Source organism: Rahnella sp. RFA10(1/100) (assembly GCF_004195115.1).
In the GTDB taxonomy this organism is placed as follows: Bacteria; Pseudomonadota; Gammaproteobacteria; order Enterobacterales; family Enterobacteriaceae; genus Rahnella; species Rahnella perminowiae.
Genome location: NZ_SEWR01000001.1, coordinates 232,525 through 258,530, shown reverse-complemented (window position 1 = coordinate 258,530; position 26,006 = coordinate 232,525). Strand labels below are relative to the sequence as shown.

Genomic DNA, 26,006 nt, shown 5'->3' with positions numbered 1-26,006 from the left:
TTATGATTCAGGGATATTCAGGGGTGAAACGGATTGCCACGCCACGCTGAAAGCGTCTTGCGCTGCCGGCGCGTCGCGGTTACTGATACGAACGTTTAGCGTCCGTTGAGCAGCAAAGAAAATATTCAGTTCGGTTTGTTGATCATCATGACTGACCACGCTGACCCGCTCGACCTTGCCACGCGCGTCCAGGGACGTTTCGCTGGCTTCATCGAAGTTACCGTGAGTTTCAAATACGCTGGCAAAAAGGGCGTGAGTGCCGTGGGTTCGCAGCAGTAATGCCGGTTCATTACGCAGGTTGAAATGCGGGTCGCTGGCACCGGTACGGGCGACAATCAGTTCGCCGCCATCCGGGAAGGCGCTGATCAGCGTGCGGTAGCTGTCACCGTCGAGCCAGCTGAATAAGGCCGAATCCCCCGCCGCCATCCCAGCCCGTGCGCAATCCCACAAATGCTGATATCCGTGCCCTTCGCCAAGCGGCGTTAGCTGGCTGGCTGCATGAAGGCTGGTATCAGTGCGGACAAACTGACCGAGATGATGCAGGCAATAATCGTACTGATGGAGTTCATGACTGGTAAGCCGGAATACATCGACGATCAGCGGCGAGGACAGTTCCGGCAGGTTCAGCATCAGCACCGTGCGTTGCTGATTGACACCCGGATAGTAGCTGCCGAGCCGCGCACTCATGCCTTGTCCGGCCGGATTATCCGTGACAAAGAAATGCCGTTCGCCCCAGCGTTTTTCTGCCTCCAGACTGTTACCGCCATTCTGGCTTTGTTCGTCAACCACCACGGTATTATGTGCGACGGTCTGCTTACAATAACTATTGTTTTCAGGAATATAGCGACCACCGAATTTGGGCTCGACGTTAACCCAGCGGCCAAAGCCATAATCACGCAGGAACTCGCGTCCGCAGCTGAACAGGCTCAGATGCAGTCCGTCAAAATGGCCGTGATTAAGTGCCGAATGCAGGCGCGGGATACTGCCGTGCTGGCCATACCACATCAGCGCCATAGCCTGATTTTCTGCGCCACTGCGCAAAATTCCGATGCCGCCCTGCGCGCCTTGCGGCCCATCACGCAGTTCGATGCTTCCCCAGTCCACGGGCGTTGCCGGAGCATCTTTCAGGGCAGCTGAAAGTTCCAGCGCAGCCTCACTGGCCCATACCGTCTGTTGTTGTTGCGCGACAGCGATCCACTGCGGGTGGTGACCATAGCGGGAATAGCAGACGCTGGCGGCGATCACCGCGCCGTCATCACGGATATTGATGGTTTTAGAGGAATCATTCAGTGCAGGCCAGACGCCATCGGGGAATGCCGTCTGCATCAGGGCTTCACAGGTTTTACGGATAATCTGATCGCGGAACTGATAAATCTTTAACGCCGGCTGACGCCGTTCAATGGCCTCCGCCAGCAGCAGCAACGGGCGCAGCGCGAAACGGTGATAATAGGGCCCTTCAATGTAATAACCGTCTGGCGAAAAAAGCTGACTGAGCTGGGCAAAGAATCCGCCACTTTCACTGTCACCTTTCAGACCATACAACGCTTTTTCGACCAGCGCCGGATCGCCCAGCGCGTAACCGCTGATCGCCGCCGCCGCCACCGACCAGATCCCGTGGTTATGCACGATATCAAAATCGCGGCTGTGCCGCTTCAGTGCATCATCCGCCATCACCCGAAACAGGTTAGCTTCAATATATTCACGCTGAGCTGCATCAAGTGAGGGCATCACGCAGTGATAACCTTCGGCGGCGTACAGCCAGAACATATTCTCATTCAGTGTCTGATGGAACAGGCGTCCTGGAGCATTGCTGTCTTTGCTGGTTGCGCTGCCCAGCGAGGGATAAATGTCAGCATAAGCGTTCAGCAGTGCCAGCGCGTAATCCGTATAACGGGGCTCCCCTGTGATCAACGCGAAACGCCCTGCCAGGTTGATCCCCAGATAGTTCTGCTTATGCTGCGTATGCTCCGGGCCGCCCGCCTCACCCTGGCCGGGAACCGACACGGGCTGCATGAGCATGTTTTCCAGCGTGGCGATTTGCGCACGCAGCGCCACCCCCAGAGGGGAATCTGCGTTAATCTGCCTGTGCAGTTTTTCCGCCCCGTCAGGGCTTATCAGCAACGGCTGCCAGTGATTCATTTTTGTACCTCCGGCGGCTGCGGCGCGACATAACCAGCCGCAAAAGACGGCAATGAGAGCAGCCAGGTGTCACGTTCGGCTTCCATTACCGCACCACGCGTAACATCTTCGTGATAACCGCCGGACGCCGGTTTCACCGCCGGCGGCAAGGTAAATTTCGCGCTGCGGATGTACTGTTCGTAACGTTTTTCCCCCGTCGCGTTATCCGCCCAGGAGAGCAAAGGCACCGGACGCACACGGATCTGATCGAGTGATTTGTACGGCCACGGCACCGACGGATCGGTAAAGCGCGCCATGAAATCCAGCGAGGTCAGCACGCTGCCGCCTTGTGGTGTTTTGTAATGCCAGAGGTCAATGCCGTTTTTCTGCGCCAGCACCGCCATCATGCTGATCGCCTGTAAATTGAAATAGCTGTAATGAAAAGAACGTGTGCGCGCCAGCTCGGCGGGCTGAGTACCGTCAGGTTTCAGCTGTACATCAAGCTTACTTTTCATCAGTTTCGCCATATCGCCAATCACCGCCTTATCCCCCAGATACCATGCAATGCCCGATACCTGCGTCACATACCAGTTACCGTGATTGTTCTCTGTGCGCCCTTCTTTTTTCGCGATTTTACTGCCCTGTAACCAGCGGAGATACGCCTGCATCCACGCCCGCATTTGCTGTTCGTCGTTGTCCGTCCATGCCGGATCCCCGCGCAACAACACTAATGAATCCACGATCCGGGTGGAAAAATAGCGTCCATCCAGCACACCGGCGTTGCGTCCCGGCGAGATGCCCGGTACGCCCTGCGCAAAATTCAGATTCGGGTTCATGCGCGTTTCCGGCGTGATAAACCAGGTACGCAGCAGGCTGACCGCCTTATCCGCGTATTTCTGTTCGCCGGAGAAATACCACGCCAGCGTCAGGTTCTGCACCCGTGCGGTAAAATCGGCCAGCCGCACCCCGTCGCTCTGATCGTTTTTACTGGCGGGATTCACATGGCCATCCTTGCGGATCCAGGGCAGCCCGTCGGATTTACTTTCGTCCGGCCACCAGTACGCACTCAGGCTGAGATAATCGTGCTTCGATCCCCCGGGCGGCGTCATCCCTTTGTCAGTGACGCTCAGTTCAGGCTTCTTCAGCGCGGAATCCGCCGCCGCCAGCAAGTGCTGATAGGCCTCTGCCGTTTGCGGTGCCGCACGGTGATCATGCAGTTGCTGACGGACAACGGCCATTTGTGCCGTATTTAAAAATGCCGGTTCGCCCGCCAGTGCATCCGCAGAAGCGGCCATCAGCGTCAGTATCAGCATCGCGCCCACCGTGATCCCCGTTCCCGCATCTTTCACATTACAGCGCTGAATTAACTTCATGTTTTCTCCCGGCTACACGCCGCTGCTCCGTTGAGATTTCACGCTTTAGTCATACTAATAAAGCAATGAACCTTTAGTTTCGCCAGTCGGAATTGACTCAAAAGCAGACAATAAGCCCAAATAGCGACCAGAATCACAATTTGATAACAAACTAAGCATTTCTTATTTGTCCGACTTTTAATTTCCATTCCCTCTTCTACGCTTGCTCATTACATAACCAAAAAACATCTCACCCTACAAACGAGAGAGTAACGACAATGGATATTAACGTTCTGGTCATGATCGGTTACTTCGTCTTAATGATTGCCATCAGTTATGCCTTCAAAAAAATGGCGTCCGGTTCCTCCAGCCATTATTTCCGCGGCGGCGGGCGAATGCTCTGGTGGATGGTTGGCGCGACCGCCTTTATGATTCAGTTCAGCGCCTGGACGTTTACCGGCGCGGCCGGTCAGGCTTACCGCTACGGTTTCAATGTCGTCAGCGTATTTGCAGGTAACGTGTTCGGTTATCTGATTGCCTGGTGGTGGTTTGCCGCACGCTTTCGCCAGTTGCGCGTCGATACTGCCACCGAGGCCATCAACCATCGCTTCGGCAAAGGCAACGAACAGTTTTTCACCTGGATGATCATTCCGCTGAGCATCCTCAGTGCCGGCGTATGGCTGAACAGCCTGGCGGTGTTTGCCAGCGCAGTATTCCGGCATGACATCACGCTGACACTGTGGGTGACGGGCACCGTGGTGCTGGTGATTTCACTGCTGAGTGGTGCCTGGGGCGTGGTGGCCAGTGACTTTGTGCAGACGCTGGTAGTAGCAATTATTTCTATCGCCTGTGCGGCAGTGGCACTGTTTAAAGTCGGCGGCCCGGTCAAACTGGTGACTGAGTTTCCGTCCGGCTTCATTACCGGCCCTGACGTTGGGCCGCATTACATTTCCCTGCTGGTGGCCTGTTTTCTGTTCTTCTTTATCAAGAATGTACAGAGCATCAATAACCTGCAGGATTCGTACCGTTTCCTGAATGCTAAAGACAGCTTCAATGCCAAAAAAGCGGCATTGTTCGCGTTAGTGTTGATGCTGGCCGGTACGATTATCTGGTTCATTCCGCCATGGGCGGTAGCGATCTTGTATCCTGACGCGGCAACTGCACATCCGGAACTCGGCAAAAACGCAACGGATGCGGTGTATTTGATTTTCGCTGAACGCGCGATGCCGGCAGGCACCGTGGGCCTGCTGATGGCCGGATTGTTTGCTGCCACCATGTCCTCAATGGATTGTGCACTGAACCGAAACTCGGGAATTTTTGTACGCAGTTTCTGGACGCCCGTCATCAACCGCCACAGTGAGCGCAGCGACAAATACCAGTTGCGCGTTGGCCAGATTGCCTGCGTGGTGAATGGTGTACTGGTGATCCTGGTCGCGCAGTATATGCATACCATGCAGACGGTCAGCCTGTTCGATCTGATGATGAAAGTCGGCACGCTGATGCAGGCACCGATTGTCGTCCCGCTGTTCCTCGGCGTGTTTATCCGCAAAACCCCGGACTGGGCCGCGTGGGTGACTGTACTGTTTGGATTATGCGTGTCTTATGTCGTCGCCAATCTGTTCACGGCACCGGATGTCGCCCGCCTGCTGGGTATCTCGCTGACGACACGTGAGCTGCTGGATGTGGCCATCATGTGGAACATCTTTGCGCATCTGGTGTTTACCGGCGGGTTTTTCTGCCTGACCACCTTGTTTTATCGTGAGACTAATACAGCGCGTGAAACCCGGCGCAAACAGTTCTTCACCGATAGGGAAACGCCTGTCTATGCCGACCATGAACAGGATGAATTTGACCGGTTGCAACGCGATAAAATCGGCCGAATTTCGATGTACATGGGTGCGGGTTTGCTGCTGATGGTGCTGGTACCTAACCCGCTGTGGGGACGACTCCTGTTCCTGCTGTGCGCCCTGTCAATTCTGCTCTTTGGCTGGATATTGCATCGCAGCGCAGAAAAAGGCATGAAAGCGGCTCAGGCTGAAAAAGCCTTAAAACGGCATGTAGTAACGTCACAACGATAGGGAAAATCACGCAGGGTTTCCGCCGGAAGCCCTGCCCGTTTATTTACAACAATCCGCGCTGTTTCAGCGTCATGCGCGTGGCTTCATTGAGATCGTACTTCGCCAAATCTTCTTTGCGCACCCAGGCATAACGTTCAAATTCATCGTTAAGGGTGATGAGGGTATTCTTCGCCTGGCAATGGAAGATCAGATAAATCATGTAGATCTCTTCTTTGCGACCATCCGGATAAGTTTTAGTGCGAATATCATCACGGAAGGTCCAGGGCGTGATATGGGACAGTTCCAGCGATTCACCCAACTCTTCCCGCACTTCACGCAGTAATGCCTGTTCGATGGTTTCTCCCGGCTCCATCCCTCCCCCTGACAGTGCCCACTGACCGGGAAAGACACCCCGGCCGGAGGGCATTTTACACAGCAGATATGTTTCTTCATGTTCAATTAACGGGCAGACAATAGTTCTCTGGCGCATATTTTCCTACACAGTTATCGGGGATTTTCAGCAGGGAAAAATAGCATATTGCGGGGAACGGATACCGGTATTCATGTCATAAAAAACCCGTCCTGACGACGGGTTTTAATAGGAAACAAAATAAAGATTACGCACCGGATTTATTTCGGGAGTTCTGATACCTGTTTCACTTCAGTTTTGCTGATTTGCTGTTTCACACCATTAGCATCAGTGTATTCGAGCAAGCCGGAATCGGCCTCTTTCGGTTTACCGTCACTGATTATGGTTCGCGCATCATTGGTCTGAATGGCATAACTGGTACGGGTGCAGCCTGATAGCGCAGCGACACACATGATAGCAGCTAAAGGTAATAGCATTTTTTGTGGCAATAAATTCCTGTTCATCGTTCTCTCCTTAGGGGTTGTTTCAGGGTAAATCAGTTATCCAGTTCACTCATATTTTTAATCTGGTCGCGGTTAATCTGCTCGGTTTTACCCGTCTCGGCATTTTTATAAGACACCAGACCGGTATCATCATCTACCTGAGGTTTACCGTCCGTGACGATGGTTTTCCCGTCCGTGGTTTTAATCGCCTGATTAGACGCACAACCTGCAACAAAAAGAATGGATACGGCAGCAAGTGATGCGGCAATAAGGTTTTTCCTGTTCATACTTTCTCTCCTGAAAGGGATCCTGATTTAACAATGTTTTGAGTAAGCTTAGTTAACATTTCAGACTCTTCATTCAGAAACATCTGTATTTGCCCTTCGTCACTTTATAAGCGGCGCGTCATTAAAAGCACAAAAACCCTTAACAGACCGGCGACTCCCTTTCCCCAATCGGCGCATGCTGGAATGCTGCTATAAAACGCGCTGACTTTTCACGGCGTAATCCGTATCATACGCGCCACACGTACGCATGCCGGATGCTGACTGCGGGAACGAACCCGCCTTTTATCATCCGCCGGTAAAGCATGAAAGCGACCCGACCGGTATGCTGAACAAGAAACTCGCGTTACAGGTTTTCCCTGTTGCGTCATCAGATGAATCGAACATAAAAATGTCAGATAATCAAACAGTTAATAAAAAAGAGCAGTACAACCTCAATAAATTGCAAAAACGCCTGCGTCGTGACGTAGGGAAAGCGATTGCTGACTTCGGTATGATCGAAGAAGGTGATCGCATTATGGTGTGTCTCTCCGGCGGGAAAGACAGCTACACCATGCTGGAAATTTTGCGCAATCTGCAACAAAGCGCGCCGGTGAATTTCTCACTGGTGGCGGTCAATCTTGACCAGAAACAACCGGGTTTCCCGGCACACATCCTGCCTGAGTATTTAGAAACACTGGGCGTGGAATATAAGATTGTCACCGAAGACACCTATTCCATCGTTAAGGATAAAATCCCGGAAGGCAAAACAACCTGTTCACTGTGTTCACGTCTGCGCCGCGGCATTTTGTACCGTACTGCGACAGAACTGGGTTGTACCAAAATTGCCCTCGGCCATCACCGCGATGACATTCTGCAGACGCTGTTCCTGAATATGTTCTACGGCGGCAAGCTGAAAGGGATGCCACCAAAACTGATGAGCGACGACGGCAAACACATCGTGATCCGCCCGCTGGCCTACTGCCGCGAGAAAGATATCGAGCGTTTTGCGATTGCGCGCGAATATCCGATTATCCCTTGTAACCTGTGCGGTTCGCAGCCAAATCTTCAACGCCAGGTGATCGGCGACATGCTGAAAGACTGGGATAAAAAATATCCGGGCCGTATTGAGACCATGTTCAGCGCAATGCAAAATGTGGTACCTTCACATCTTAACGACATGAATCTTTTCGATTTTAAAGGGATCCGTCACGGCGACGAGGTTGTGGACGGCGGCGACCTGGCCTTTGATCGCGAAGATATTCCGCTGCAACCGGCTGGCTGGCAACCGGAAGAAGATGAAGTCGCTGCACCGGCTGAGCGCCTGAACGTGCTGGAAATTAAATAGTCTCCGGCGCAGCGTTCGTTGTGAATCTTATAGCCCGCGCAATGCGGGCTTTTTGTTTTTCAGGCTAATGTGAACGTTTCAGTCCAGTTGTAATTCGTCATGACCAGTTTCACCGGCAGACTCAGCGAGCCAAAGTCTTTCTGCCGGTTTTCCCGGAACCAGACACGCAGCGTTTCGGGCAGGTATTGCGCGCTGTAACGCAGCAACGTGCTGTGCCAGAAGACTTGCGGGATTTCCGTGTCGGGATATCGCTCTCTGATTTTTACTGCCCAGGGCGTATTCAGTAAATGTTCCACCAGCGCCTGCCTCACCCGCAAACTTTCCGCATCCGGAAATCCCGCCAGCAAAAGTTGATCCGGTAAAGCCACCAGCCGCAAATCGCTTATCTGCATAACATGGCTGCGGCAATATTGTTCAAAGATACTGATCAGATCCGCGAGATCTTCCGCGTCTCCCGGTTTGTCATACAACGCCTGCGTGATGGCGAAAAAGGTGAAATGCATTCCGTTCACCTGTGCCACATCGGCCAGCGGATCCCCCTGCGCCGCAGTGGCTAACTCGTCCAGTAACGCTGCCATCGGGGAGCCTGCGCGATGACCACTGGTGATAGCAAGCCGTGTCGGGTGATAGAAAGGTTCAGTGCGGATTTCGCCCGTTCCGCGGTGGGTATTCCAGATTTCTGACGTTTTAGCCGTCGTATTTTCATACGCCTGATGAATAATTTCCCGTGTGTGCAAAGCCACCTCCTGTTATGTCGAAAATAAGATCGTCAGGCGAAAATGCCTGTGCAGGCCTTCCGCAGCGAGAAACCCCAAAAAGATTGAGCGAAATCAACATTAGACGGGCCGGATCGGTGCAATATCTATTCCGCAGGTGAATGCAACGTCAAGCGATGGGCGTTGTGCTCCATATTGTCTTATTTCCAAATTTTTAGAATTAATGCATAGCACAATTTAATTCGAACGACGCCGGTCTTATGACCGGCTTTTTTTTGCTTTTTTTCAGCAGGTTAACCTTCTACAGCCAGCGACTTTTCTTCATCCACAGTGCCACCCCTCCGCCCAGTGCCACCAGACAGGCACAGAAAATCCCGAAGCCAAACGGTGACGTATTACCGGGAATACCGCCCAGATTGACCCCAAACAGCCCCGTCAGGAACGTCGCCGGCAGGAAGACCATCGCCAGCAGTGACATGGTGTAAGTGCGGCGGTTCAGTGAATCAGCCATCAGTGAACTGATTTCATCCGAGAGCACCGCTGTACGCGCAATGCTGGCATCCAGATCATCGAGCCCGCGTCCTAAACGGTCCGAAATTTCCTGCATCAGACGGCGGTCATCATCATTCATCCACGGCAGGCGTTCACTGGCAAGGCGCGAGAATACATCGCGCTGCGGTGCCATATAGCGACGTAATACAATAAGTTGTTTGCGCAGCAACGCCATTGCGCCCCGCTCCGGCACCTGCTGCTCCATCAAATCATCTTCAATATCGATAATTTTATCATGCAGGTCTTCAATGAAATTACTGGTGTGTTCAGTCAGCGCATCACAAATTTCCACCAACCAGCGCCCCGTATTCTTCGGCCCGCTGCCTTGTTTCATATCCCCGATCATCTCTTCCATGGAAAACACTTTCCGGTGACGCGTGGAAACAATCATTTTGTCGGTAAGATAGACGCGGATAGTGACCAGCTGATCGGGCCGTGCATCTGCATTAAGGTTGATACTACGTAAGGTGATCAGCGTACCCTCGCCAACGCGCATGACTTTCGGACGGACGCTGTCCCCGGCCAGGGCTTCACGCACGGTATCCGGCAGCACCGGGGTGCTGTTAATCCATTGTTCGCTGGCGGGAAGCGTGTAATCGAGATGCAACCAACAGGGTTTATCTTCACTGGCGACACATTGCGGGCTGATGACATTCACACCGCCCTGTCCGTCCATCTGGAAAGCATAAACGGCATCTGAAACCTGTAATTCTTTTCCCTTAATGACTTCCACGACGTTCCTCGCTTTTTCTTCGTTATCAGTGTTAAGTCTGGCGTTAAGTCTCTGACATTCAAAAACCCGACTCAGGCCAACATGGCTGGCATCCCCTGCCAAAGCAGATCATGCCACGGGATTTATCTAAAGATGTTACACATATGCTGTTAAATATGTCGTGATATCACAGAGTGTGTCTCTCCGCCGGGCGCCTGCATTTCGGCCAGTTCAGGCATCACGCTGCGCATCATTTCGAGGAATTTACGCAGGCGCGCCGGATAATAACTGGAGTACGGATAAACCAGATACACCGGCAGCGGTAAGGCGTTCCAGCCGGGTAATACCCGCTGCAATCGCCCTTCAGCGATATCTTCTTTAACAATCCATGCCGACACAATGCCGGCTCCTAATCCCGACAGAACGGCCTTTCGCACGGCGTATAAACTGTCAGTCGCCATACGCGGCGAGATGCTGCAACTTTCCATTCTGCCGTCGTTATCATGTTTTAGCGCGAATTCGTTGCGGTAAAAGGTGCTTAAAGAAATCCAGGGCAATTGTGGCAGTTCGCTGACCCGGTTAACCGGATGCTGTTGCAGCAGTTCCGGTGTCGCCACCACAATACGAGGTACCTCGGCCAGCAAAATGGCGACCATCGACGGATCGACAATATTCCCCACCTGAATGGCGCAATCGATATCTTCCGAAATGAAGTCCGGCGTGCGGTCATTCAGCATCCAGTCCACGGAAAGATTCGGATAACGCTGTAAATAACGGGTCAGCGGCGCGATCAGCTGGTCCTGCCCGAACGCATGCGGCGCACGCACCCGCAGGATCCCCACCGGTTCATCGCCCGCACCGTTTAACTGATCTTCCAGCGAAACCCACCGCTCAAGCAGTAATTTTGCCTGCTCATAACACCGCTGACCGTCGTCGGTGAGCTTCATCGCGTGGGTGGTGCGCAGGATAAGTTTCGCACCCAGCAGACGCTCAAGTGACTGCAAACGGCGGCTGACAGTCGGCTGGCTGGTGCTCAGTTGCGTCGCGGCGGCGGATAAACTGCCGCTTTCCACTATCCGCACAAAGGTTTGCATCAGGTCGATGCGGTCGATACCACTGGTGCCGGGATTGTTCATACGCCTCACGTATAACAGTTTTACCTTTCTGCAGGCTACCACTTATAACCGTTTGGGTGAAGAATGCATTCCACGTACTTGCAGTTATAAACTTATTATTCAGGGGTCAGGCCATGTCAGAACTTACCAGCACATCCCATGTTGAGGGATCCGCCCTGTCGGGCAAAATCATTTTTACTCTGGCCGCCGGTGCGGGATTAAGCGTCGCCTCGATTTACTACAGTCAGCCGATGCTCGGCATTATGGGCGATAATCTGCACGCCAGCCCCCTATCTGTCGGCCTTATCCCGACGCTTACTCAGGCCGGTTATGCATTGGGGATCCTGTTCCTCATTCCGCTGGGTGACCGCCATGACCGCCGCACCATTATTTTGCTGAAAAGCATGCTGCTGGCCGCGGCGTTGCTGCTGTGTGGTTTTGTACCGGGCATTCACGGCTTGCTGGTAGCCAGCCTGATCACCGGCATCGGTGCAACCATGGCGCAGGATATCGTGCCCGCCTCAGCGCATCTTGCACCCGCCGCGCTACGGGGGAAAACGGTCGGCACCGTGATGACCGGACTTCTGGTCGGGATTTTACTGTCCCGCGTACTCAGTGGTTTTGTGGCAGAGTATTTTGGCTGGCGGGTGATGTATCAGCTGGCGGCGCTGAGCGTCGCGCTGATTGGCATTGCGTTGTGGCGGGTTCTGCCGCGTTTTACGCCGGACACACGCCTAAGTTATGCCAGCCTGTTGCATTCAATGTTTGGTCTGTGGAAAAACTATAAAACACTACGCCATGCCGCGCTGGCTCAGGGGTTATTGTCCGTAGCGTTCAGCGCCTTCTGGTCCACGCTGGCGATTATGCTCAACGAACAGTTCCACCTGGGCAGTGCGGTGGCCGGCGCATTTGGACTGGCTGGAGCAGCAGGCGCCCTGGCAGCACCGCTGGCCGGTGCGTTAGCGGATAAAAAAGGGCCGGCGCGCGTAACCCAGATGGGCTCAGCGCTGGTGATGATTTCTTTTGCGGCAATGTTTCTGTTACCGCTGTTGTCACCGCACGCTCAGCTGGCGCTGATTGTTCTGAGTGCCATCGGTTTTGACTTAGGTATTCAGGCCACGCTGGTAGCCCATCAGACGCTGGTTTATGGTCTTGAACCGGCCGCCCGTGGTCGTCTGAATGCCCTGCTGTTCACCGTAGTATTTATCGGTATGTCAGCCGGGGCGGCGCTGGGCAGTAAAGCGCTGGCAACCGGGGGCTGGACGGGGGTAGTGGCGTTGGCAACGATTGCGGCGGGTGCGGCACTTTTGCTGCGTCTGTTCAGCCGTAAAAGCTGAAGGGTGGGATAAAAGATCAGCGCCCGCGGCTATTCACTGCGGGCGCTTTTTTATGTCAGTCAGATCAGTGTTTCAGAATATACATTTCCTGACTGTAAGCGACGTCTTCCGGATTATTAATCGGGTAGCCTTTTACCCAGGGCTTGATCAGTCGCCCGTTAGTGTACTGATAAATTGGCGCAATCGGTGCCTGCCCGGCGATGATCTGCTCGGCTTTGTTATAGTCATTGTTGCGTCGCGTTTCGCTGGTTTCGCGGCTGGCATCACTGATGACTTTGTCATATTCCGCGTTGCTGAATTTGCTGATGTTGCCATTGTGCGTGGACGTCAGCAGCGACAGGAAGGTGGAGGCTTCGTTATAATCGCCCACCCAGGAGGCACGGATCACATCGAAATTGCCGGTATTGCGGCTGTCTATGTAGGTTTTCCATTCCTGATTCACCAGTTTCACATCGGCACCCAGCGTTTTTTTCCACATTGAGGCCACTGCGATAGCAATCTTCTGATGGCTTTCCGAGGTGTTATACAACAGCGTCAGATGCAGCGGTTTAGCCGGGCCGTAACCTGCCGCCGCCAGCAGGCTTTTCGCCTGTGCGTTCAGTTCTTCCTGCGAATATTGTTGCAGCTCACTTTCAGCCGGTTTGAAGCCGTTCGTCACATCCGGTGTAAAGCGCCACGCCGGTTTTTCACCGGTGCCCAGCACTTTTTCAGCAATAATTTTACGATCGATACTCAGTGAGAGTGCCTGACGCACGCGGGCATCATCGGTCGGCGCACGGCGGGTATTGAAAGCGTAATAGTACGTTCCCAGCTGATACGGCGTGTAAACCTGTCCCGGCAGATCATGCAGCAACTTTTTATACTGGTCTTTTGGGAAGGATTCGGTGATATCGATATCATTAGCCAGATAACGTTTCGTCGCGTTGGACTCTTTATTGATCGGCACAAAAGTGACTTTGGTCAGCACCGTATGGGCATGATCCCAGTAATACGGATTCGGCTCCAGCACCAGCTTTTCATTGACCACGCGGTCTTTCAGCACATACGCGCCGTTACCCACCAGATTGCCCGGTTTAGTCCAGTCATCGCCGTATTTTTCAACAGTGGCTTTATGTACCGGGAACAGGCTGAAGTTCGCCAGCAGACTGACAAAATAAGGCACCGGCTTATCCAGAGTAACGCGCAAAAGCGTCGGGCTGACAGCGGTCACGCCCAGTTTATCCACCGGCATTTTCCCGGCGATGATCGCATCAGCGTTAGCAATACCAGCCAGACCGGCAAACCACGCGCCGGATGATGACCCTTTCGGATCCACCAGACGCTGCCAGCTGTAAACGAAATCTTGTGCAGTCACCGGATCGCCATTCGACCATTTGGCGTCTTTGCGCAAGGTAAACAGGAATACCTGATTGTTCTGGTTTTGCCAGCTTTCCGCTACGCCCGGAATACTTTTCCCGGTGGCATCCTGATTTACCAGCCCTTCGAATAAGTCACGCGCCACCTGCGCTTCAGGCAAACCGACAACTTTAGCCGGATCCAGTGAGGCGGGTTCGTCTTTAATATGACGGACAATTTCCTGTTTCGCAGCAAGCTGGGTACCGGCGGGAACCTGTGCTGCCGTAGCCTGACCGGCAGTCAGTGCGACCAGTGCGGCGCATGCGGAATAGGATAAAAGCGGAAATGAATTTCCCTGCGGCATAAATTCTCCTGAACTGACAAAGGGCTACGCCCTGAAACATTCACGAGTTTTATCATTATCGGTAAGAATCCCCTATAAGAAATCGTTACAGATTTGCCTTCACGCACAAAACCGCCGGGTTTGATGAATAAAAAGCCGGATGAAATCAGTCCGAACCGGCAACATCAATGCCGCCGCAGTGGAATTTCAGCGCCGGTTCGACATCCTGTGCCAGCCAGGTCGGTCCATCAAGATCGATAAACTTCGCCCCTGCCGTCAGCGGTAAAGCGGCGCGAACCGCCCGTGATGTGCACAACATGCAGCCGGGCATGATCTCAAAACCCTGTTCACGCGCGGCGGCTGCCAGCAGCAGTGCGCCGGTCAGACCGCCGGTTTTATCCAGTTTAATATTCACCATGTCATAACGGTTTTTCAGCGCGGGTAAGCCTTCCACCGTATGACAACTTTCGTCGGCGCAAACCGGCAGCGGGTGGATAAAATTTTCCAGCGCCGAATCTTCACCGGCGGGCAGCGGTTGTTCGAGCATCAGGATGCCAAGGTCAGCCAGCAACTGACAGCGCGCCGCCAGCCCGTCGCTGTGCCAGGCTTCATTGGCATCGACAATCAGCGAGGCATTCGGCACGGCGGCCCGCACAGCCACCAGACGCTCTGCGATCAGCCGGTCATCAAGTTTGATTTTCAGCAGCGTCGCCCCCTTCTGTTGCAAGGCCAGCGCCGCTTCGGCCATGGCTTCCGGCGTACCCATGCTCACGGTCTGCGCCATGCTGACGGATGCCAGTGGTTCTGTGCCGGTCAGTTGCCATAAATTCAGGCCACTCGTCCGGGATTCAAGGTTCCACAGCGCACAGTCCAGCGCATTACGTGCAGCACCCGCCGGAAGCATATGTTGCAATTGTTCACGGGTAGCGCCCTGTTCAATCGCCGTTGCCACGCTGCCAATTTGCGCCATCACCGATGTTTCACTTTCATCATAACGCGGATACGGCGTACATTCCCCGACGCCACGAATGCCGTTTTCTTCAATTTCAACCACGACTACCCGCGCTTCAGTACGGCTGCCACGCGAAATGACGAACGGTGTATGTAACGGCCAGGCTTCCGGATAAAAACGAACATTTCTCATAACGTCTCCAGTGGTGAAATGCGCCCTGCGGGTTACAATCAACATATACAAGTTATTAACAAATAATCTATATCCAACATAGCATTGTTACCCTAAACTGAAAGCCGTTTGACTCCAATGGACATAGGAAATAATCATGACCCAGACAGTACACTTTCAGAGCAACCCGGTTAGCGTTGCAGGCAAAATCCCACAAAAAGGCGATGTCGCCAAGCCTTTCAGCCTGGTCGCTAAAGATCTTTCTGATGTCAGCCTGAGCAGCTTTGCAGGCAAGCGTAAAGTCCTGAACATTTTCCCAAGTATTGATACCGGCGTTTGCGCCACGTCTGTGCGCAAATTCAATCAGCTGGCGGGTGAAATCGACAACACCGTGGTACTGTGCATTTCGGCTGATCTGCCCTTCGCCCAGTCCCGTTTCTGCGGCGCGGAAGGTCTGTCTAACGTGGTCACATTGTCCACCCTGCGTGGCGGTGATTTCAAATCCGAATACGGCGTGGGTATCACCGACGGCGCATTGGCGGGTCTGACCGCGCGTGCCGTGGTGGTTCTGGATGGTCAGGACAACGTGCTGTACAGCGAACTGGTGAATGAAATCACCACCGAACCTGACTATGAATCTGCGCTGGCTGTGCTGAAGTAATCACCTCTTCACAGGCAACAGATGAAAAAAAAGCAACGGCGTAATCCGTTGCTTTTTTTATGTATGCGATCCCTGAGAAGCAAATTACTCTTCGCTGTCGCCCGTTTCTCCCCGACGGCTGCTGAGGCCGTATTCGCGCAATTTATTGGCAATGGCCGTATGCGACACCCCCAGACGTTTCGCCAGTTTACGCGTACTCGGATAAGTGCGGTAAAGACGGGTCAGCACAGAACGTTCGAAACGTTTACTGATATCGTCGAGCGAGCCGTTCAGCGCTTCCTCACCGAGGGTCACTTCCGCATCAAAATCTGGCAGAACGATGTCCTGCGGGCGCAGTTCGCCGCCTTCCAGTTGCGTCAGTGCGCGATAAATGGCGTTCTTCAACTGACGGACGTTGCCCGGCCAGCCGTAATGCGTCAGGTAATTCGCCAGCTGTGAGGACAGCCTTGGACGCGGCATGCCCTGTTCATCAGAGAAACGCGCCACGAACAGCTCGGTCAGTGGCATCACATCCGCCGGGCGATCGCGCAGTGGTGGCAGTGTCAGGCTCAGCACGTTAAGACGGTAATACAGATCCTCACGGAATTCGCCACGCTGCACCAGTTCCACCAGATTTTTTTGGGTGGCGCACATCACACGGACGTCCACCTTCACTTCATGCTCTTCACCCACGCGGCGGAAGGTACCGTCATTGAGAAAACGCAGCAGTTTGATCTGCATCCGGGGTGACATCTCACCGATTTCATCGAGCAGTACGGAACCGCCGTTAGCCTGTTCGAAGAAGCCTTTCTTGCCTTCCAGCGCATTCGGATAGGCGCCGGCAGCGTAACCAAACAGCTCGCTTTCTACTACGTCATCCGGCAAAGAGGCACAGTTAAGGCCGAGGAACGGTTTCTTACCCCGTGCGCTGCGCAGATGGCAGGCGTGAGCCAGTAAATCTTTGCCGGTGCCGGTGTCACCGACAATCAGCAGCGGCGCATCCAGCATGGCAAGTTTGCGCGCCTGATCTAAAACGTGACGCATTTTGGTACTGACCGCGACGATGTGGTCAAACTCGCTGTCGTCGTTAACGGTCAGATCCTGCAACTGGCGCCCCATGCGGGCGGCCGATTTGAGCATGACAACAGCGCCGGCAATCCCGCCTTTTTTGTCTTCGTCATCCACGTGGATTGGCGTGAGGTCCATCAGAAAATCCTGACTGCGGATCACAATACGTTCAGTGTGTGGCTGGGCATTGTCGCTTTCCAGCCAGCGCGTGACGTTGTAACCGGTGATCAGGTTTGCTGCCGTCACGGTGCGGATTTTGTCTTCATCGAGTTCAAACAATGCCATCGCGGCCGGGTTAGCCTGTTCGACCTTGCCTTTCATATCAATGGAAAAAACCGGTTCCGGCATGGAAACCAGCAAAGCGCGCAGCGCGCGGTGTTCGCGCTCGGAAGGCATGAACGGCACGGTCCGCACATCCGTTACGCCATCAATGCGGCGGATTTCAGCCATCAGGGCGCGAAAAGTATCAAAATCCAGTTGGGAAAAATTCAGGTAAATGCGGCCAATCGAGGCAATCTCGATACCGCGTAAATCGATACTGCGTAAAACCAGTAAATCGAGGAGTTCACGGGTGAGACCCAGGCGGTCTTCGCAAAAAACTTCCAGACGCATCAGTGTTGACCTTTTTCTGCCGGTGCGGAAATCGCTGCAGGCATAATACTCTTTCATGTACAGCGGAAGAAGAGACTGTCACGAAAAGTTGACAAAATAATTCACTTAATGACCACGGCCCACCCTGATGATCCGGTCTGTATTTTGCTGTGGCAGTGATTTGTGCTGTCCGCACCCGCCATATGCCGGTTTCTCCCTTCGCCCTTTTTCTGCTACTATCGCCCTTCTGATTTCATCGCCCAATGGTTCCCGACTATGAAGTTCGTCTCCTTTAATATCAACGGATTGCGCGCCCGCCCACATCAGCTTGCGGCAATAATCGAACAGCACCAGCCTGACGTTATTGGTTTACAAGAAACCAAGGTGCATGACGATATGTTCCCGCTGGAAGAAGTCAGCCAGCATGGTTACCACGTCTTTTATCATGGACAAAAAGGCCATTACGGCGTCGCCATGCTGACGAAGCAAGAACCCGTCGCTGTACGCCGGGGTTTCCCCGGTGATGATGAAGAATCTCAGCGCCGTATCATCATGACCGATATCGAAACGCCGCAAGGTATTCTGACGGTGATCAACGGTTATTTCCCGCAAGGCGAGAGCCGTGACCATCCGACCAAATTCCCGGCCAAAGAGAAGTTTTACCGTGATTTGCAGGATTATCTGACCACCCGCTTGTCGGTGAATAATCCGGTCGTGGTGATGGGCGATGTGAATATCAGTCCGACTGATCTGGACATCGGTATCGGCGAAGATAGCCGTAAACGCTGGCTGCGCACCGGTAAATGTTCCTTCCTGCCGGAAGAGCGTGAGTGGATGGATCGCCTGAAAGGCTGGGGGCTGGTAGACACCTTCCGCGCGGCGAACCCGGACACTGCCGATCAATTTTCGTGGTTTGATTACCGCTCGCGTGGCTTCGATGAAAACCGCGGTCTGCGTATCGATCTGATCATGGCGAGCACGCCGCTGGCCGCGCGTTGCACCGCCACCGGGATTGATTACGCTATCCGCGGGATGGAAAAACCGTCTGACCATGCGCCTATCTGGGCAACGTTCGATCTGAAATAATGCCATGAAGACGATTGAGGTGGTCGCCGCCCTGATTGAGTGCGAAGGCAAATTGCTGATCGCCCGACGGGATGCGTCCGGCGATCAGGCCGGTTTGTGGGAATTCCCCGGCGGAAAAGTGGAAGCCGGGGAAAGTCAGCCCGCCGCATTAGTGCGTGAGTTGTGGGAAGAAATGCGCATTAACGCGACGGTGACCGGTTTTGTCGCCACCAGCGAGGTACAACACGCTGCACGGCGGATCCGTCTGCACGGCTGGCGGGTCAGCGGATTCACCGGGACAATAATGTTACAGTGTCACTCTGAAATCTGCTGGGTAACGCCCGCCGAAGTGTTATCGTTTGAACTGGCACCGGCAGATATTCCGCTGATCGAAGCTTATCTGATGAAACTTGCCACGTAACCGGCTACTGCAAACAAAAAGGCGCGGACTGTTGCCCGTCACGCGCCTTTTCTTTATCTGAAGATTGAGACGGTGTTATTTCTTCAACACTTCCCATTTCAGCTCGTTGGTGCCCACCACGTTCGGGTCACGTGAGCATTGCAACACCACGCTGTCAGCCGTAACCACCGCACCTTCGCTGTAACTCTGGTTATTGTAGATGCAACAATTGTGACAGGTCGGCGCACTGTTATTGTTGTTGCCGCTGTTCTCCCAGATTTGCGGCGGCAAGGGCACCACAACATCCGCGCCGTTGCCAATATTGCTGCGGTTAGCCATTGCGGGTGCAGCCAGTAATGCGGAACTGATCAGCCATGTCATCAGCGCTTTACGGATAAAAATATTATTCATCACTGTTTGCGTCCTTCCCTTTGGTGCTCGCTTTGCGTCGTTTAGGGGCGCTTTTGCCTTTCGCTGCAGCGCCTGCTGGTTTGGAAGGCAGACTGCGGAATGCTGAAGACACCCGGTTCGTTTTGGCCTGCATGATGAGATTCTGCAACGTGGCGACCAGCGGTTGCATGAAATCCTGATAACGGCAGCTTTTTTCACTGATACGCGTCAGCGTGGATTCCCAGTCAGCAGTCATATCCGGGCGGGCGGCGATGTCCGGCAGCGAGTGGATCAAGGCACGCCCCGTATCGCTGGAATGAATATAGCGCCCTTTCTTATACAAAAATTCGCGGCGAAACAGCAGTTCGATAATCCCGGCACGCGTCGCTTCGGTACCCAGTCCGTCAGTCGCACGCAGAATTTTTTTCAGTTCCTTATCCTGCACAAAACGCGCAATCCCGGTCATGGCGGAAAGTAATGTCGCATCGGTAAAAGGCCGCGGCGGCTGGGTCTGACGCTCAACCACTTCTCCGTGCTCGCACAACAGTTCATCACCTTTTGCGACCACCGGCAGCGGAGTACCTTCGTTTTCCTCGTCGCGTTCTTTACTGCCCAGCAATGTGCGCCAGCCTGCCTCAGCCAGGAAACGCGCTTTGGCGATAAATTTACCGCCCGCGATATCCAGGTCGATCACACATTTGCGATACACCGCATCCGGGCAGAATTGCATCAGATACTGACGTGCCACCAGACCGTAAATCTTACGTTCGTCATCGGTCAGGTTGACGTGACTGCTGCGCGCTGTCGGGATGATCGCATGGTGCGCATCGACCTTTTTGTCGTCCCAGCAGCGGTTACGCAAATCAGTATCTATCACCGGTTGTGGCATCAGATCAGGACGGTGAATACCGATAGCGTTCAGCACGGCGTGACGCCCGGCAAAGTGCTCTTCTGGCAGATATCGGCAATCCGAACGCGGATACGTAATCAATTTGTGCGTTTCGTACAATTTCTGGCAGATATCGAGGATCTGCTGGGCGCTCAGGCCAAAGGCTTTTGAGCCTTCAATCTGCAATGTGGAGAGCGAAAACGGCAACGGCGCAATGTCATTCTCACGCTTGTCATTATAGCCGGTGACCATTGCCGGTTGTCCGGCAATGCGGGCCACAACGTGATCGGCCAGCGGACGGTGCAGCAAACGGCCCTCTTCATCCTGATAGGGTTCGCAGGAATCACTCGGCTGCCACAGCGCCACAAAACGCTCTTCGGCAGGCGTAACAATGTGGGCTTTTACTTCAAAGAAATCTTTCGGCACGAAGTTTTCGATATCTTCGTCGCGGCGTACCACCAGTCCGAGAACCGGGGTCTGCACGCGTCCGACGGAAAGCACACCGTTGTAACCGGCGTTGCGCCCCAGAATGGTATAGGCGCGGGTCATATTGATGCCGTAAAGCCAGTCGGCGCGGGCGCGGGCCAGCGCGGAGACACACAGCGGAATAAAATCGCGGTTATCACGCAGACGTTCAATAGCGCGCTCAACGGCCTGCGGGTTGAGATCGTTAATCAGGCAGCGCTGGGTAGCCTGGCGTTTTTCCGGCGTCAGTTCGAGATAATCCAGCACTTCATCCACCAGTAATTGCCCTTCGCGATCCGGGTCGCCGGCGTGGACGACCTGCGAGGCTTCGAGCAATAAACGCTTAATCACGTTGAGTTGTTTGGCGACTGAAGCGCGCGGCTGAAGCTGCCATTTTTCAGGAATAATGGGCAGATCCGCCAGTGACCAGCGCGCAAAACGGCTGTCGTAGGCGTCGGGTTGCGCCTGTTCAAGTAAGTGCCCGACGCACCAGGTCACTACCTGATCGTTACCACAGGCAATATAACCATCACCGCGGCGATGAGGTTTCGGCAGGACATCCGCAATCGCGCGGGCAAGGCTGGGCTTTTCGGCAATGAACAGACGCATCAACAGGCACCTGTTTGCGGTGTAATCGCGACAAAAATTTCCATTCTCCCACCCTTCATTTCACTACGTCCTCATCATGCAGAATGGCTATGTTAGCCGCTGGCGGCGTAATTAGTAAGATGGTTAAAAGGATCCGCGAGAGTGGTCGCTCATTTAGGCAGCAAAAAACCGGTTTAATCGGAAAAGGCCGATCAAAACCGGTTAATCAGTGAGCATTCTGGTTTTATAAATGCGTGACGAAGGGTGAGCTGTCGGCCGGGATCACCTGCAGACTGGCTTTCAGCTGCGGCGTGCCGAGATACAGGAAACCGACAATTTTATCGTTTTCACCGCATTTGAATGCCTTGCGCACGTCCGGATGATCGGTCCACGCGCCGGTACGCCAGATGCCATTAAAACCCTGCGCCAGCGCGGCCATCTGCATGGCGTGCACGGCGCATCCGGCGGAAAGCAGCTGTTCCCACTGTGGCACTTTCGGGCTTTCTTTGCAGGCAGCAATCACGGTAATAATTTGTGGTGCACGCAAGGGGGCCTGCGTGGCTTTTTCGATGGCTTTTTCATCGGCACCGTCTTTGATGGCTGCCGCGCGCAGCACTTCGCTGAAGCGGGTCAGACCGTCGTTTTCAGCAATCACAAACCGCCAGGGCTGGAGCGCACCGTGATCCGGAGCCCGCATACCGGCATGGATGATATTTTGCAGTGCTTCGCCCGCCGGTGCCGGAGCAGCCAGACGGGAAGCAGAACGGCGGTTAAGTAATAAATCCAAAGCGTCCATGGTGTTCTCCTGAGAATAATTGCTATTTGGATTACGTTAACATAAGCGTAACGCCTTTTTCCAACAGTCAGATGGCTTTCAGATAATGCATCACTGCCAAATTCTGACATGATTTAAAGCTGACATTTTTCTGGCGGGTCATTAGGATAGCGGGACTTATCTGTCTTGTTGGAGAGACCATGCGCACATTGTGGCGAATTATCGCCGGTTTTTTTAAGTGGACCTGGCGTCTTCTTAATTTCGTCAGAGAATTTATTCTCAACGTATTTCTGATCCTCATCATTCTGGCCGGTGTTGGCATCTGGTATGCCGTACAGGACAAACCGGTTGAGGCGACTAAAGGCGCGCTGCTGGTTGACCTGAGCGGAACGGTGGTCGATAAACCTTCTGTGAATAATAAAATTCGCCAGTGGGGTCGCGAATTGCTCGGCACCTCGAGCAGCCGTCTGCAGGAAAACTCACTGTTTGATCTCGTCGATACGATTCGCGCGGCAAAAGATGACAAAAACGTTACCGGGATTGTGTTACAGCTGACCGATTTCACCGGTACGGATCAGTCATCGATGCAGTATATCGGTAAAGCACTGCGTGAATTCCGCGATACAGGCAAACCGGTTTACGCCATCGGCGACAGTTATAACCAGTCGCAATATTATCTGGCCAGCTATGCCAACAAAATTTACCTGTCGCCACAGGGCGCGGTCGATCTTCACGGTTTTGCAACCAATAATCTGTATTACAAATCGCTGCTGGATAAGCTGAAAGTCACCACCCATATCTTCCGCGTCGGAACCTATAAATCTGCCGTTGAGCCATTGATCCGTGATGATATGTCCCCTGCCGCCCGTGAGGCCGATAGCCGCTGGATCGGCGGACTCTGGACCAACTATCTCAATACCGTCTCAGCTAACCGCCAGATAACCCCTGAACAATTGTTCCCGGGGGCAGCGGGCGTGCTGGCGGGGATGCAGGCAACCGGCGGTGACATGGCGCAATATGCGCTGAAAGCCAAACTCGTTGATGCACTGGCGTCACGCACCGAAGCCGACAATGAAATGGTAAAAGCCTTTGGCTGGAATAAAAACACCAAAGACTTTAATTACACCAGCATTTACGATTACTCGCCGAAACCAAAACCGGACAATAACGATCCGCAAATCGCAGTGATCTTTGCGACCGGTGCGATCAACGACGGTGAGGAACAACCGGGTGCCGTCGGTGGTGACACCACAGCACAGCAAATTCGTGATGCCCGTCTGGATCCGAAAGTGAAAGCGATTATCCTGCGCGTTAACAGCCCGGGCGGCAGCGTCAGTGCTTCTGAAGTGATCCGTTCTGAACTGGCTGCCGCAAAAGCCGCAGGCAAGCCGGTTGTGGTATCAATGGGCGGGATGGCGGCATCCGGCGGTTACTGGATTTCAACCCCGGCCAACTATATTATCGCCAGCCCGAGCACCCTCACCGGCTCCATCGGTATCTTTGGCGTGATCAACACCTATCAGAACACGCTCGATTATGCGGGCGTGCATACCGATGGCGTGGCAACGTCGCCGCTGGCGGATATCGCTTCCACCAAAGCGCTGCCACCAGAATTCTCGCAGATGATGCAGCTGAACATTGAGAATGGTTACAAAACCTTCCTGGGTCTGGTGGCCGATTCCCGCCACAGAACACCTGAGCAAATCGATCAGATTGCCCAGGGTCATGTGTGGATCGGTTCTGATGCCAAAGCCAATGGTCTGGTGGATGAGCTGGGTGATTTCGATGATGCCGTGAAGAAAGCCGCTGAACTGGCGAAGCTACCAAACTGGCAACTGAACTGGTATGTCAGTGAACCAAGCCTGAGCGACCTGGTGTTCTCGCAGGTCAGCACATCGGTCCATGCCATGTTACCGGCTGCGATCCAGGCTTATTTGCCTGCGCCTGTCAGCAAAATGGCGACGGAGTTGAAATCGCAGGCTGATCTGTTCAGCAATATGAATGACCCGCAAAACCGTTACGCACTTTGCCTGACCTGTGGGGATGTGAAGTAAGGTTCAGTGTTGGGATAAAGAATCACCCTAATATACAGCCCGGAGCTTCTTGCTGAGAACTCCGGGCTTTTTTATGGTGGGACGCCAGCCGCGAAGTCTTTATACTTAGGGCAGTTGCTTTCACCTTTCTAAAAAAAGAACCTCTCGATGACTAAAAAATCTATTTACGTTGCCTATACCGGCGGCACAATCGGTATGCAGCGTTCTGAACAGGGTTACATTCCGGTTTCCGGCCATTTACAACGCCAGCTGGCGCTGATGCCGGAGTTCCACCGCCCGGAAATGCCTGAATTCACTATTCAGGAATATGCGCCCCTGATGGATTCCTCCGACATGACGCCGGAAGACTGGCAACACATTGCCGACGATATCCAGGCGCATTATGACGACTATGACGGTTTCGTTATCCTGCACGGCACCGACACCATGGCGTTTACCGCTTCCGCCCTGTCGTTCATGCTGGAAAACCTGAGCAAGCCGGTTATTGTGACAGGGTCACAAATCCCACTGGAAGCATTGCGTTCTGACGGGCAAATCAACCTGCTGAACTCGCTGTATATCGCGGCGAATCATCCGGTCAACGAAGTCACCCTGTTCTTCAATAACCGCCTGTACCGGGGTAACCGCAGCACCAAGGCACATGCCGATGGTTTCGATGCCTTTGCGTCACCGAACCTTTCGCCACTGCTGGAAGCCGGGATCCACATCCGCCGCCTTTCCACACCCTCACTGCCACAAGTGCCTGCGGCGAAACTGAAAGTTCACCACATTACACCGCAGCCCATTGGCGTGGTGACAATTTATCCGGGCATTTCAGCCGAAGTGGTACAAAATTTCCTGATGCAACCGGTGAAAGCGCTGATCCTGCGTTCTTACGGCGTCGGTAACGCCCCGCAAAAAGGTGATCTGCTGAAAGTGCTGAAAGACGCATCTGAGCGTGGCATCGTGGTAGTCAATCTGACCCAATGCATCTCAGGACGCGTCAACATGGGCGGCTATGCCACCGGCAATGCCCTTGCCCATTCAGGCGTGATCAGCGGCTTTGATATGACCGTAGAAGCGGCGCTGACTAAACTGCATTATCTGCTGAGTCAGTCGCATTCTCCGCAGGTCATCCGCGAACTGATGCAGCAAAATCTGCGCGGTGAACTGACTGAATAAATAAGGGGAGCGAGATGAAATCTGCTTTGTTGCTGGTCGATCTGCAAAACGATTTTTGTCGCGGTGGCGCACTGGCCGTGACTGACGGCGACGCCACGGTTGCGGTCGCCAATAAAATGATGACGTGGTGTAAAGAACAAGATATTGCCGTGGTGGCGTCGCAGGACTGGCATCCTGCCGGTCATCGCAGCTTTGCTACCAATTCCCGCGCGGAGCCCTGGACGCAGGGCGAGCTTAACGGCCTGCCGCAGGTCTGGTGGCCGGTTCACTGCGTTCAGCATGAACCGGGCGCAGAATTTCATCCGGCACTGAACCTGCCGTTGGTGGATTTTGTGGTGCAGAAAGGCACCAATCCTGACATCGACAGTTACAGTGCATTCTTCGACAACGGACATCGTGCTGCAACGGTGCTCAATGACTGGCTGAAAGCGGCGCAGATCACGCATTTATATGTGATGGGGCTGGCGACGGACTACTGTGTGAAATTCACCGTGCTGGATGCGCTGGAACTGGGATATCAGGTGACCCTGCTGACCGACGGCTGCCGTGGTGTCAACTTACAGCCAGAAGACAGTACTGAAGCGGTTGTGACCCTGCGTAAGGCGGGTGCGAAAATCAGTACGTCTGCGGATATTACCGGCTGACGCTGTCTCCCGGCTTATGAAAAAAACCGCCCCGAAAAGGAGGGCGGTTTGCC

The 26,006-nt window shown here is 53.8% G+C and carries 23 protein-coding genes and 1 pseudogene; 10 read left to right on the top strand and 14 right to left on the bottom strand.

Features of this window, described 5'->3' with window-relative positions; genetic code table 11:
• Window positions 1–2,139, bottom strand: coding sequence for a heparinase II/III family protein (locus ETV65_RS01085; protein ID WP_129951167.1), 2,139 nt, complete (start codon window positions 2,137–2,139; stop codon window positions 1–3).
• A complete protein-coding gene (locus ETV65_RS01080; protein ID WP_129951166.1) occupies window positions 2,136–3,491 on the bottom strand; it encodes an alginate lyase family protein in 1,356 nt (451 codons plus the stop codon). Before ETV65_RS01080 ends, ETV65_RS01085 begins: the two co-directional genes overlap by 4 nt.
• Window positions 3,492–3,748: 257 nt before the next feature.
• Here ETV65_RS01080 and ETV65_RS01075 point away from each other — a divergent pair, with 257 nt between their 5' ends.
• Window positions 3,749–5,548 (top strand): transporter, encoded by a 1,800-nt coding sequence (locus ETV65_RS01075; RefSeq protein WP_129951165.1) that lies wholly within the window; start codon window positions 3,749–3,751, stop codon window positions 5,546–5,548.
• A gap of 43 nt (window positions 5,549–5,591) precedes the next feature.
• Here the strand turns inward: ETV65_RS01075 and nudI are convergent, their stop codons facing one another.
• The 3 genes from nudI to ETV65_RS01060 form a co-directional block, all read right to left on the bottom strand.
• Window positions 5,592–6,017, bottom strand: a complete 426-nt coding sequence (nudI, locus tag ETV65_RS01070) for a nucleoside triphosphatase NudI (RefSeq protein ID WP_129951164.1) — start codon at window positions 6,015–6,017, stop codon at window positions 5,592–5,594.
• A 140-nt stretch (window positions 6,018–6,157) separates the two neighbouring features.
• Complete coding sequence (locus ETV65_RS01065) at window positions 6,158–6,385, bottom strand: YgdI/YgdR family lipoprotein (RefSeq protein ID WP_195817515.1); 228 nt, start codon at window positions 6,383–6,385, stop codon at window positions 6,158–6,160.
• A 47-nt stretch (window positions 6,386–6,432) separates the two neighbouring features.
• On the bottom strand, window positions 6,433–6,666 hold the full coding sequence (locus ETV65_RS01060) for a YgdI/YgdR family lipoprotein (protein WP_129951162.1): 234 nt from the start codon (window positions 6,664–6,666) through the stop codon (window positions 6,433–6,435).
• Window positions 6,667–6,821: 155 nt separating this feature from the next.
• Here ETV65_RS01060 and ETV65_RS25075 point away from each other — a divergent pair.
• Together ETV65_RS25075 and ttcA are read left to right on the top strand one after the other, a co-directional pair.
• A pseudogene (locus ETV65_RS25075) lies at window positions 6,822–6,953 on the top strand (site-specific integrase); the annotation flags it as partial.
• 101 nt (window positions 6,954–7,054) lie between these two features.
• Window positions 7,055–7,990 carry a tRNA 2-thiocytidine(32) synthetase TtcA gene (gene ttcA / locus ETV65_RS01055; RefSeq protein ID WP_129951161.1) on the top strand — a complete coding sequence of 312 codons (936 nt, stop codon included), beginning with the start codon at window positions 7,055–7,057 and terminating at the stop codon, window positions 7,988–7,990.
• Window positions 7,991–8,049: 59 nt separating this feature from the next.
• Here ttcA and ETV65_RS01050 read toward each other — a convergent pair whose 3' ends face one another.
• The 3 genes from ETV65_RS01050 to ETV65_RS01040 all read right to left on the bottom strand — a co-directional run bounded on the left by ETV65_RS01050 (window position 8,050) and on the right by ETV65_RS01040 (window position 11,106).
• The gene (locus tag ETV65_RS01050) at window positions 8,050–8,733 is read right to left on the bottom strand and encodes a hypothetical protein (protein WP_240782800.1); all 684 of its coding nucleotides are present in this window, start codon (window positions 8,731–8,733) and stop codon (window positions 8,050–8,052) included.
• A 274-nt stretch (window positions 8,734–9,007) separates the two neighbouring features.
• Window positions 9,008–9,991 (bottom strand): zinc transporter ZntB, encoded by a 984-nt coding sequence (zntB, locus tag ETV65_RS01045; RefSeq protein WP_129951159.1) that lies wholly within the window; start codon window positions 9,989–9,991, stop codon window positions 9,008–9,010.
• A gap of 149 nt (window positions 9,992–10,140) precedes the next feature.
• Window positions 10,141–11,106 (bottom strand): LysR family transcriptional regulator, encoded by a 966-nt coding sequence (locus tag ETV65_RS01040; RefSeq protein ID WP_129951158.1) that lies wholly within the window; start codon window positions 11,104–11,106, stop codon window positions 10,141–10,143.
• A gap of 113 nt (window positions 11,107–11,219) precedes the next feature.
• Here ETV65_RS01040 and ETV65_RS01035 point away from each other — a divergent pair, with 113 nt between their 5' ends.
• The gene (locus ETV65_RS01035) at window positions 11,220–12,422 is read left to right on the top strand and encodes an MFS transporter (RefSeq protein ID WP_129951157.1); all 1,203 of its coding nucleotides are present in this window, start codon (window positions 11,220–11,222) and stop codon (window positions 12,420–12,422) included.
• Window positions 12,423–12,486: 64 nt separating this feature from the next.
• On the opposite strand, the gene ETV65_RS01030 is transcribed toward ETV65_RS01035, so the two are convergent.
• Both ETV65_RS01030 and ycjG read right to left on the bottom strand, forming a co-directional pair.
• Complete coding sequence (locus tag ETV65_RS01030; RefSeq protein WP_129951156.1) at window positions 12,487–14,121, bottom strand: ABC transporter substrate-binding protein; 1,635 nt, start codon at window positions 14,119–14,121, stop codon at window positions 12,487–12,489.
• A gap of 145 nt (window positions 14,122–14,266) precedes the next feature.
• A complete protein-coding gene (gene ycjG, locus ETV65_RS01025; RefSeq protein ID WP_129951155.1) occupies window positions 14,267–15,244 on the bottom strand; it encodes an L-Ala-D/L-Glu epimerase in 978 nt (325 codons plus the stop codon).
• Between the two features lie 136 nt (window positions 15,245–15,380).
• On the opposite strand from ycjG, the gene tpx reads away from it, so the two are divergent.
• On the top strand, window positions 15,381–15,884 hold the full coding sequence (gene tpx, locus ETV65_RS01020; protein WP_129951154.1) for a thiol peroxidase: 504 nt from the start codon (window positions 15,381–15,383) through the stop codon (window positions 15,882–15,884).
• Window positions 15,885–15,968: 84 nt separating this feature from the next.
• Here the strand turns inward: tpx and tyrR are convergent, their stop codons facing one another.
• Window positions 15,969–17,543, bottom strand: a complete 1,575-nt coding sequence (gene tyrR, locus ETV65_RS01015; protein ID WP_129951153.1) for a transcriptional regulator TyrR — start codon at window positions 17,541–17,543, stop codon at window positions 15,969–15,971.
• Between the two features lie 255 nt (window positions 17,544–17,798).
• Between tyrR and xthA the strand changes: the two genes are divergently transcribed.
• Window positions 17,799–18,608, top strand: a complete 810-nt coding sequence (gene xthA, locus ETV65_RS01010; protein WP_129951152.1) for an exodeoxyribonuclease III — start codon at window positions 17,799–17,801, stop codon at window positions 18,606–18,608.
• A 4-nt stretch (window positions 18,609–18,612) separates the two neighbouring features.
• Window positions 18,613–19,008, top strand: coding sequence for a pyrimidine (deoxy)nucleoside triphosphate diphosphatase (locus ETV65_RS01005; protein WP_129951151.1), 396 nt, complete (start codon window positions 18,613–18,615; stop codon window positions 19,006–19,008).
• A gap of 75 nt (window positions 19,009–19,083) precedes the next feature.
• Here the strand turns inward: ETV65_RS01005 and ETV65_RS01000 are convergent, their stop codons facing one another.
• The 3 genes from ETV65_RS01000 to ETV65_RS00990 all read right to left on the bottom strand — a co-directional run bounded on the left by ETV65_RS01000 (window position 19,084) and on the right by ETV65_RS00990 (window position 22,115).
• Window positions 19,084–19,398, bottom strand: coding sequence for a DUF1496 domain-containing protein (locus tag ETV65_RS01000; protein WP_129951150.1), 315 nt, complete (start codon window positions 19,396–19,398; stop codon window positions 19,084–19,086).
• Window positions 19,391–21,340: a DNA topoisomerase III gene (locus tag ETV65_RS00995; protein WP_165383681.1), complete on the bottom strand. Its 1,950-nt coding sequence runs from the start codon at window positions 21,338–21,340 to the stop codon at window positions 19,391–19,393. Before ETV65_RS00995 ends, ETV65_RS01000 begins: the two co-directional genes overlap by 8 nt.
• A 223-nt stretch (window positions 21,341–21,563) precedes the next feature.
• Window positions 21,564–22,115: an NAD(P)H nitroreductase gene (locus ETV65_RS00990; protein WP_129951148.1), complete on the bottom strand. Its 552-nt coding sequence runs from the start codon at window positions 22,113–22,115 to the stop codon at window positions 21,564–21,566.
• A gap of 179 nt (window positions 22,116–22,294) precedes the next feature.
• Between ETV65_RS00990 and sppA the strand changes: the two genes are divergently transcribed.
• From sppA to pncA, 3 genes are all read left to right on the top strand, one after another.
• On the top strand, window positions 22,295–24,148 hold the full coding sequence (gene sppA, locus ETV65_RS00985) for a signal peptide peptidase SppA (RefSeq protein WP_129951147.1): 1,854 nt from the start codon (window positions 22,295–22,297) through the stop codon (window positions 24,146–24,148).
• 147 nt (window positions 24,149–24,295) lie between these two features.
• A complete protein-coding gene (gene ansA, locus ETV65_RS00980) occupies window positions 24,296–25,309 on the top strand; it encodes an asparaginase (RefSeq protein WP_129951146.1) in 1,014 nt (337 codons plus the stop codon).
• A 14-nt stretch (window positions 25,310–25,323) separates the two neighbouring features.
• The gene (pncA, locus tag ETV65_RS00975) at window positions 25,324–25,953 is read left to right on the top strand and encodes a bifunctional nicotinamidase/pyrazinamidase (protein ID WP_129951145.1); all 630 of its coding nucleotides are present in this window, start codon (window positions 25,324–25,326) and stop codon (window positions 25,951–25,953) included.
• Window positions 25,954–26,006 lie beyond the last annotated feature (53 nt).

Excerpts from the sequence above, each read along its gene's own strand:
- ETV65_RS01085 (WP_129951167.1), bottom strand. The coding sequence starts at position 2,139 with ATGAATCACTGGCAGCCGTTGCTGATAAGCCCTGACGGGGCGGAAAAA.
- ETV65_RS01080 (WP_129951166.1), bottom strand. The coding sequence starts at position 3,491 with ATGAAGTTAATTCAGCGCTGTAATGTGAAAGATGCGGGAACGGGGATC.
- ETV65_RS01075 (WP_129951165.1), top strand. The coding sequence starts at position 3,749 with ATGGATATTAACGTTCTGGTCATGATCGGTTACTTCGTCTTAATGATT.
- nudI (WP_129951164.1), bottom strand. The coding sequence starts at position 6,017 with ATGCGCCAGAGAACTATTGTCTGCCCGTTAATTGAACATGAAGAAACA.
- ETV65_RS01060 (WP_129951162.1), bottom strand. The coding sequence starts at position 6,666 with ATGAACAGGAAAAACCTTATTGCCGCATCACTTGCTGCCGTATCCATT.
- ttcA (WP_129951161.1), top strand. The coding sequence starts at position 7,055 with ATGTCAGATAATCAAACAGTTAATAAAAAAGAGCAGTACAACCTCAAT.
- ETV65_RS01040 (WP_129951158.1), bottom strand. The coding sequence starts at position 11,106 with ATGAACAATCCCGGCACCAGTGGTATCGACCGCATCGACCTGATGCAA.
- ETV65_RS01035 (WP_129951157.1), top strand. The coding sequence starts at position 11,220 with ATGTCAGAACTTACCAGCACATCCCATGTTGAGGGATCCGCCCTGTCG.
- ETV65_RS01030 (WP_129951156.1), bottom strand. The coding sequence starts at position 14,121 with ATGCCGCAGGGAAATTCATTTCCGCTTTTATCCTATTCCGCATGCGCC.
- ycjG (WP_129951155.1), bottom strand. The coding sequence starts at position 15,244 with ATGAGAAATGTTCGTTTTTATCCGGAAGCCTGGCCGTTACATACACCG.
- tpx (WP_129951154.1), top strand. The coding sequence starts at position 15,381 with ATGACCCAGACAGTACACTTTCAGAGCAACCCGGTTAGCGTTGCAGGC.
- tyrR (WP_129951153.1), bottom strand. The coding sequence starts at position 17,543 with ATGCGTCTGGAAGTTTTTTGCGAAGACCGCCTGGGTCTCACCCGTGAA.
- xthA (WP_129951152.1), top strand. The coding sequence starts at position 17,799 with ATGAAGTTCGTCTCCTTTAATATCAACGGATTGCGCGCCCGCCCACAT.
- ETV65_RS01005 (WP_129951151.1), top strand. The coding sequence starts at position 18,613 with ATGAAGACGATTGAGGTGGTCGCCGCCCTGATTGAGTGCGAAGGCAAA.
- ETV65_RS01000 (WP_129951150.1), bottom strand. The coding sequence starts at position 19,398 with ATGAATAATATTTTTATCCGTAAAGCGCTGATGACATGGCTGATCAGT.
- ETV65_RS00995 (WP_165383681.1), bottom strand. The coding sequence starts at position 21,340 with ATGCGTCTGTTCATTGCCGAAAAGCCCAGCCTTGCCCGCGCGATTGCG.
- ETV65_RS00990 (WP_129951148.1), bottom strand. The coding sequence starts at position 22,115 with ATGGACGCTTTGGATTTATTACTTAACCGCCGTTCTGCTTCCCGTCTG.
- sppA (WP_129951147.1), top strand. The coding sequence starts at position 22,295 with ATGCGCACATTGTGGCGAATTATCGCCGGTTTTTTTAAGTGGACCTGG.
- ansA (WP_129951146.1), top strand. The coding sequence starts at position 24,296 with ATGACTAAAAAATCTATTTACGTTGCCTATACCGGCGGCACAATCGGT.
- pncA (WP_129951145.1), top strand. The coding sequence starts at position 25,324 with ATGAAATCTGCTTTGTTGCTGGTCGATCTGCAAAACGATTTTTGTCGC.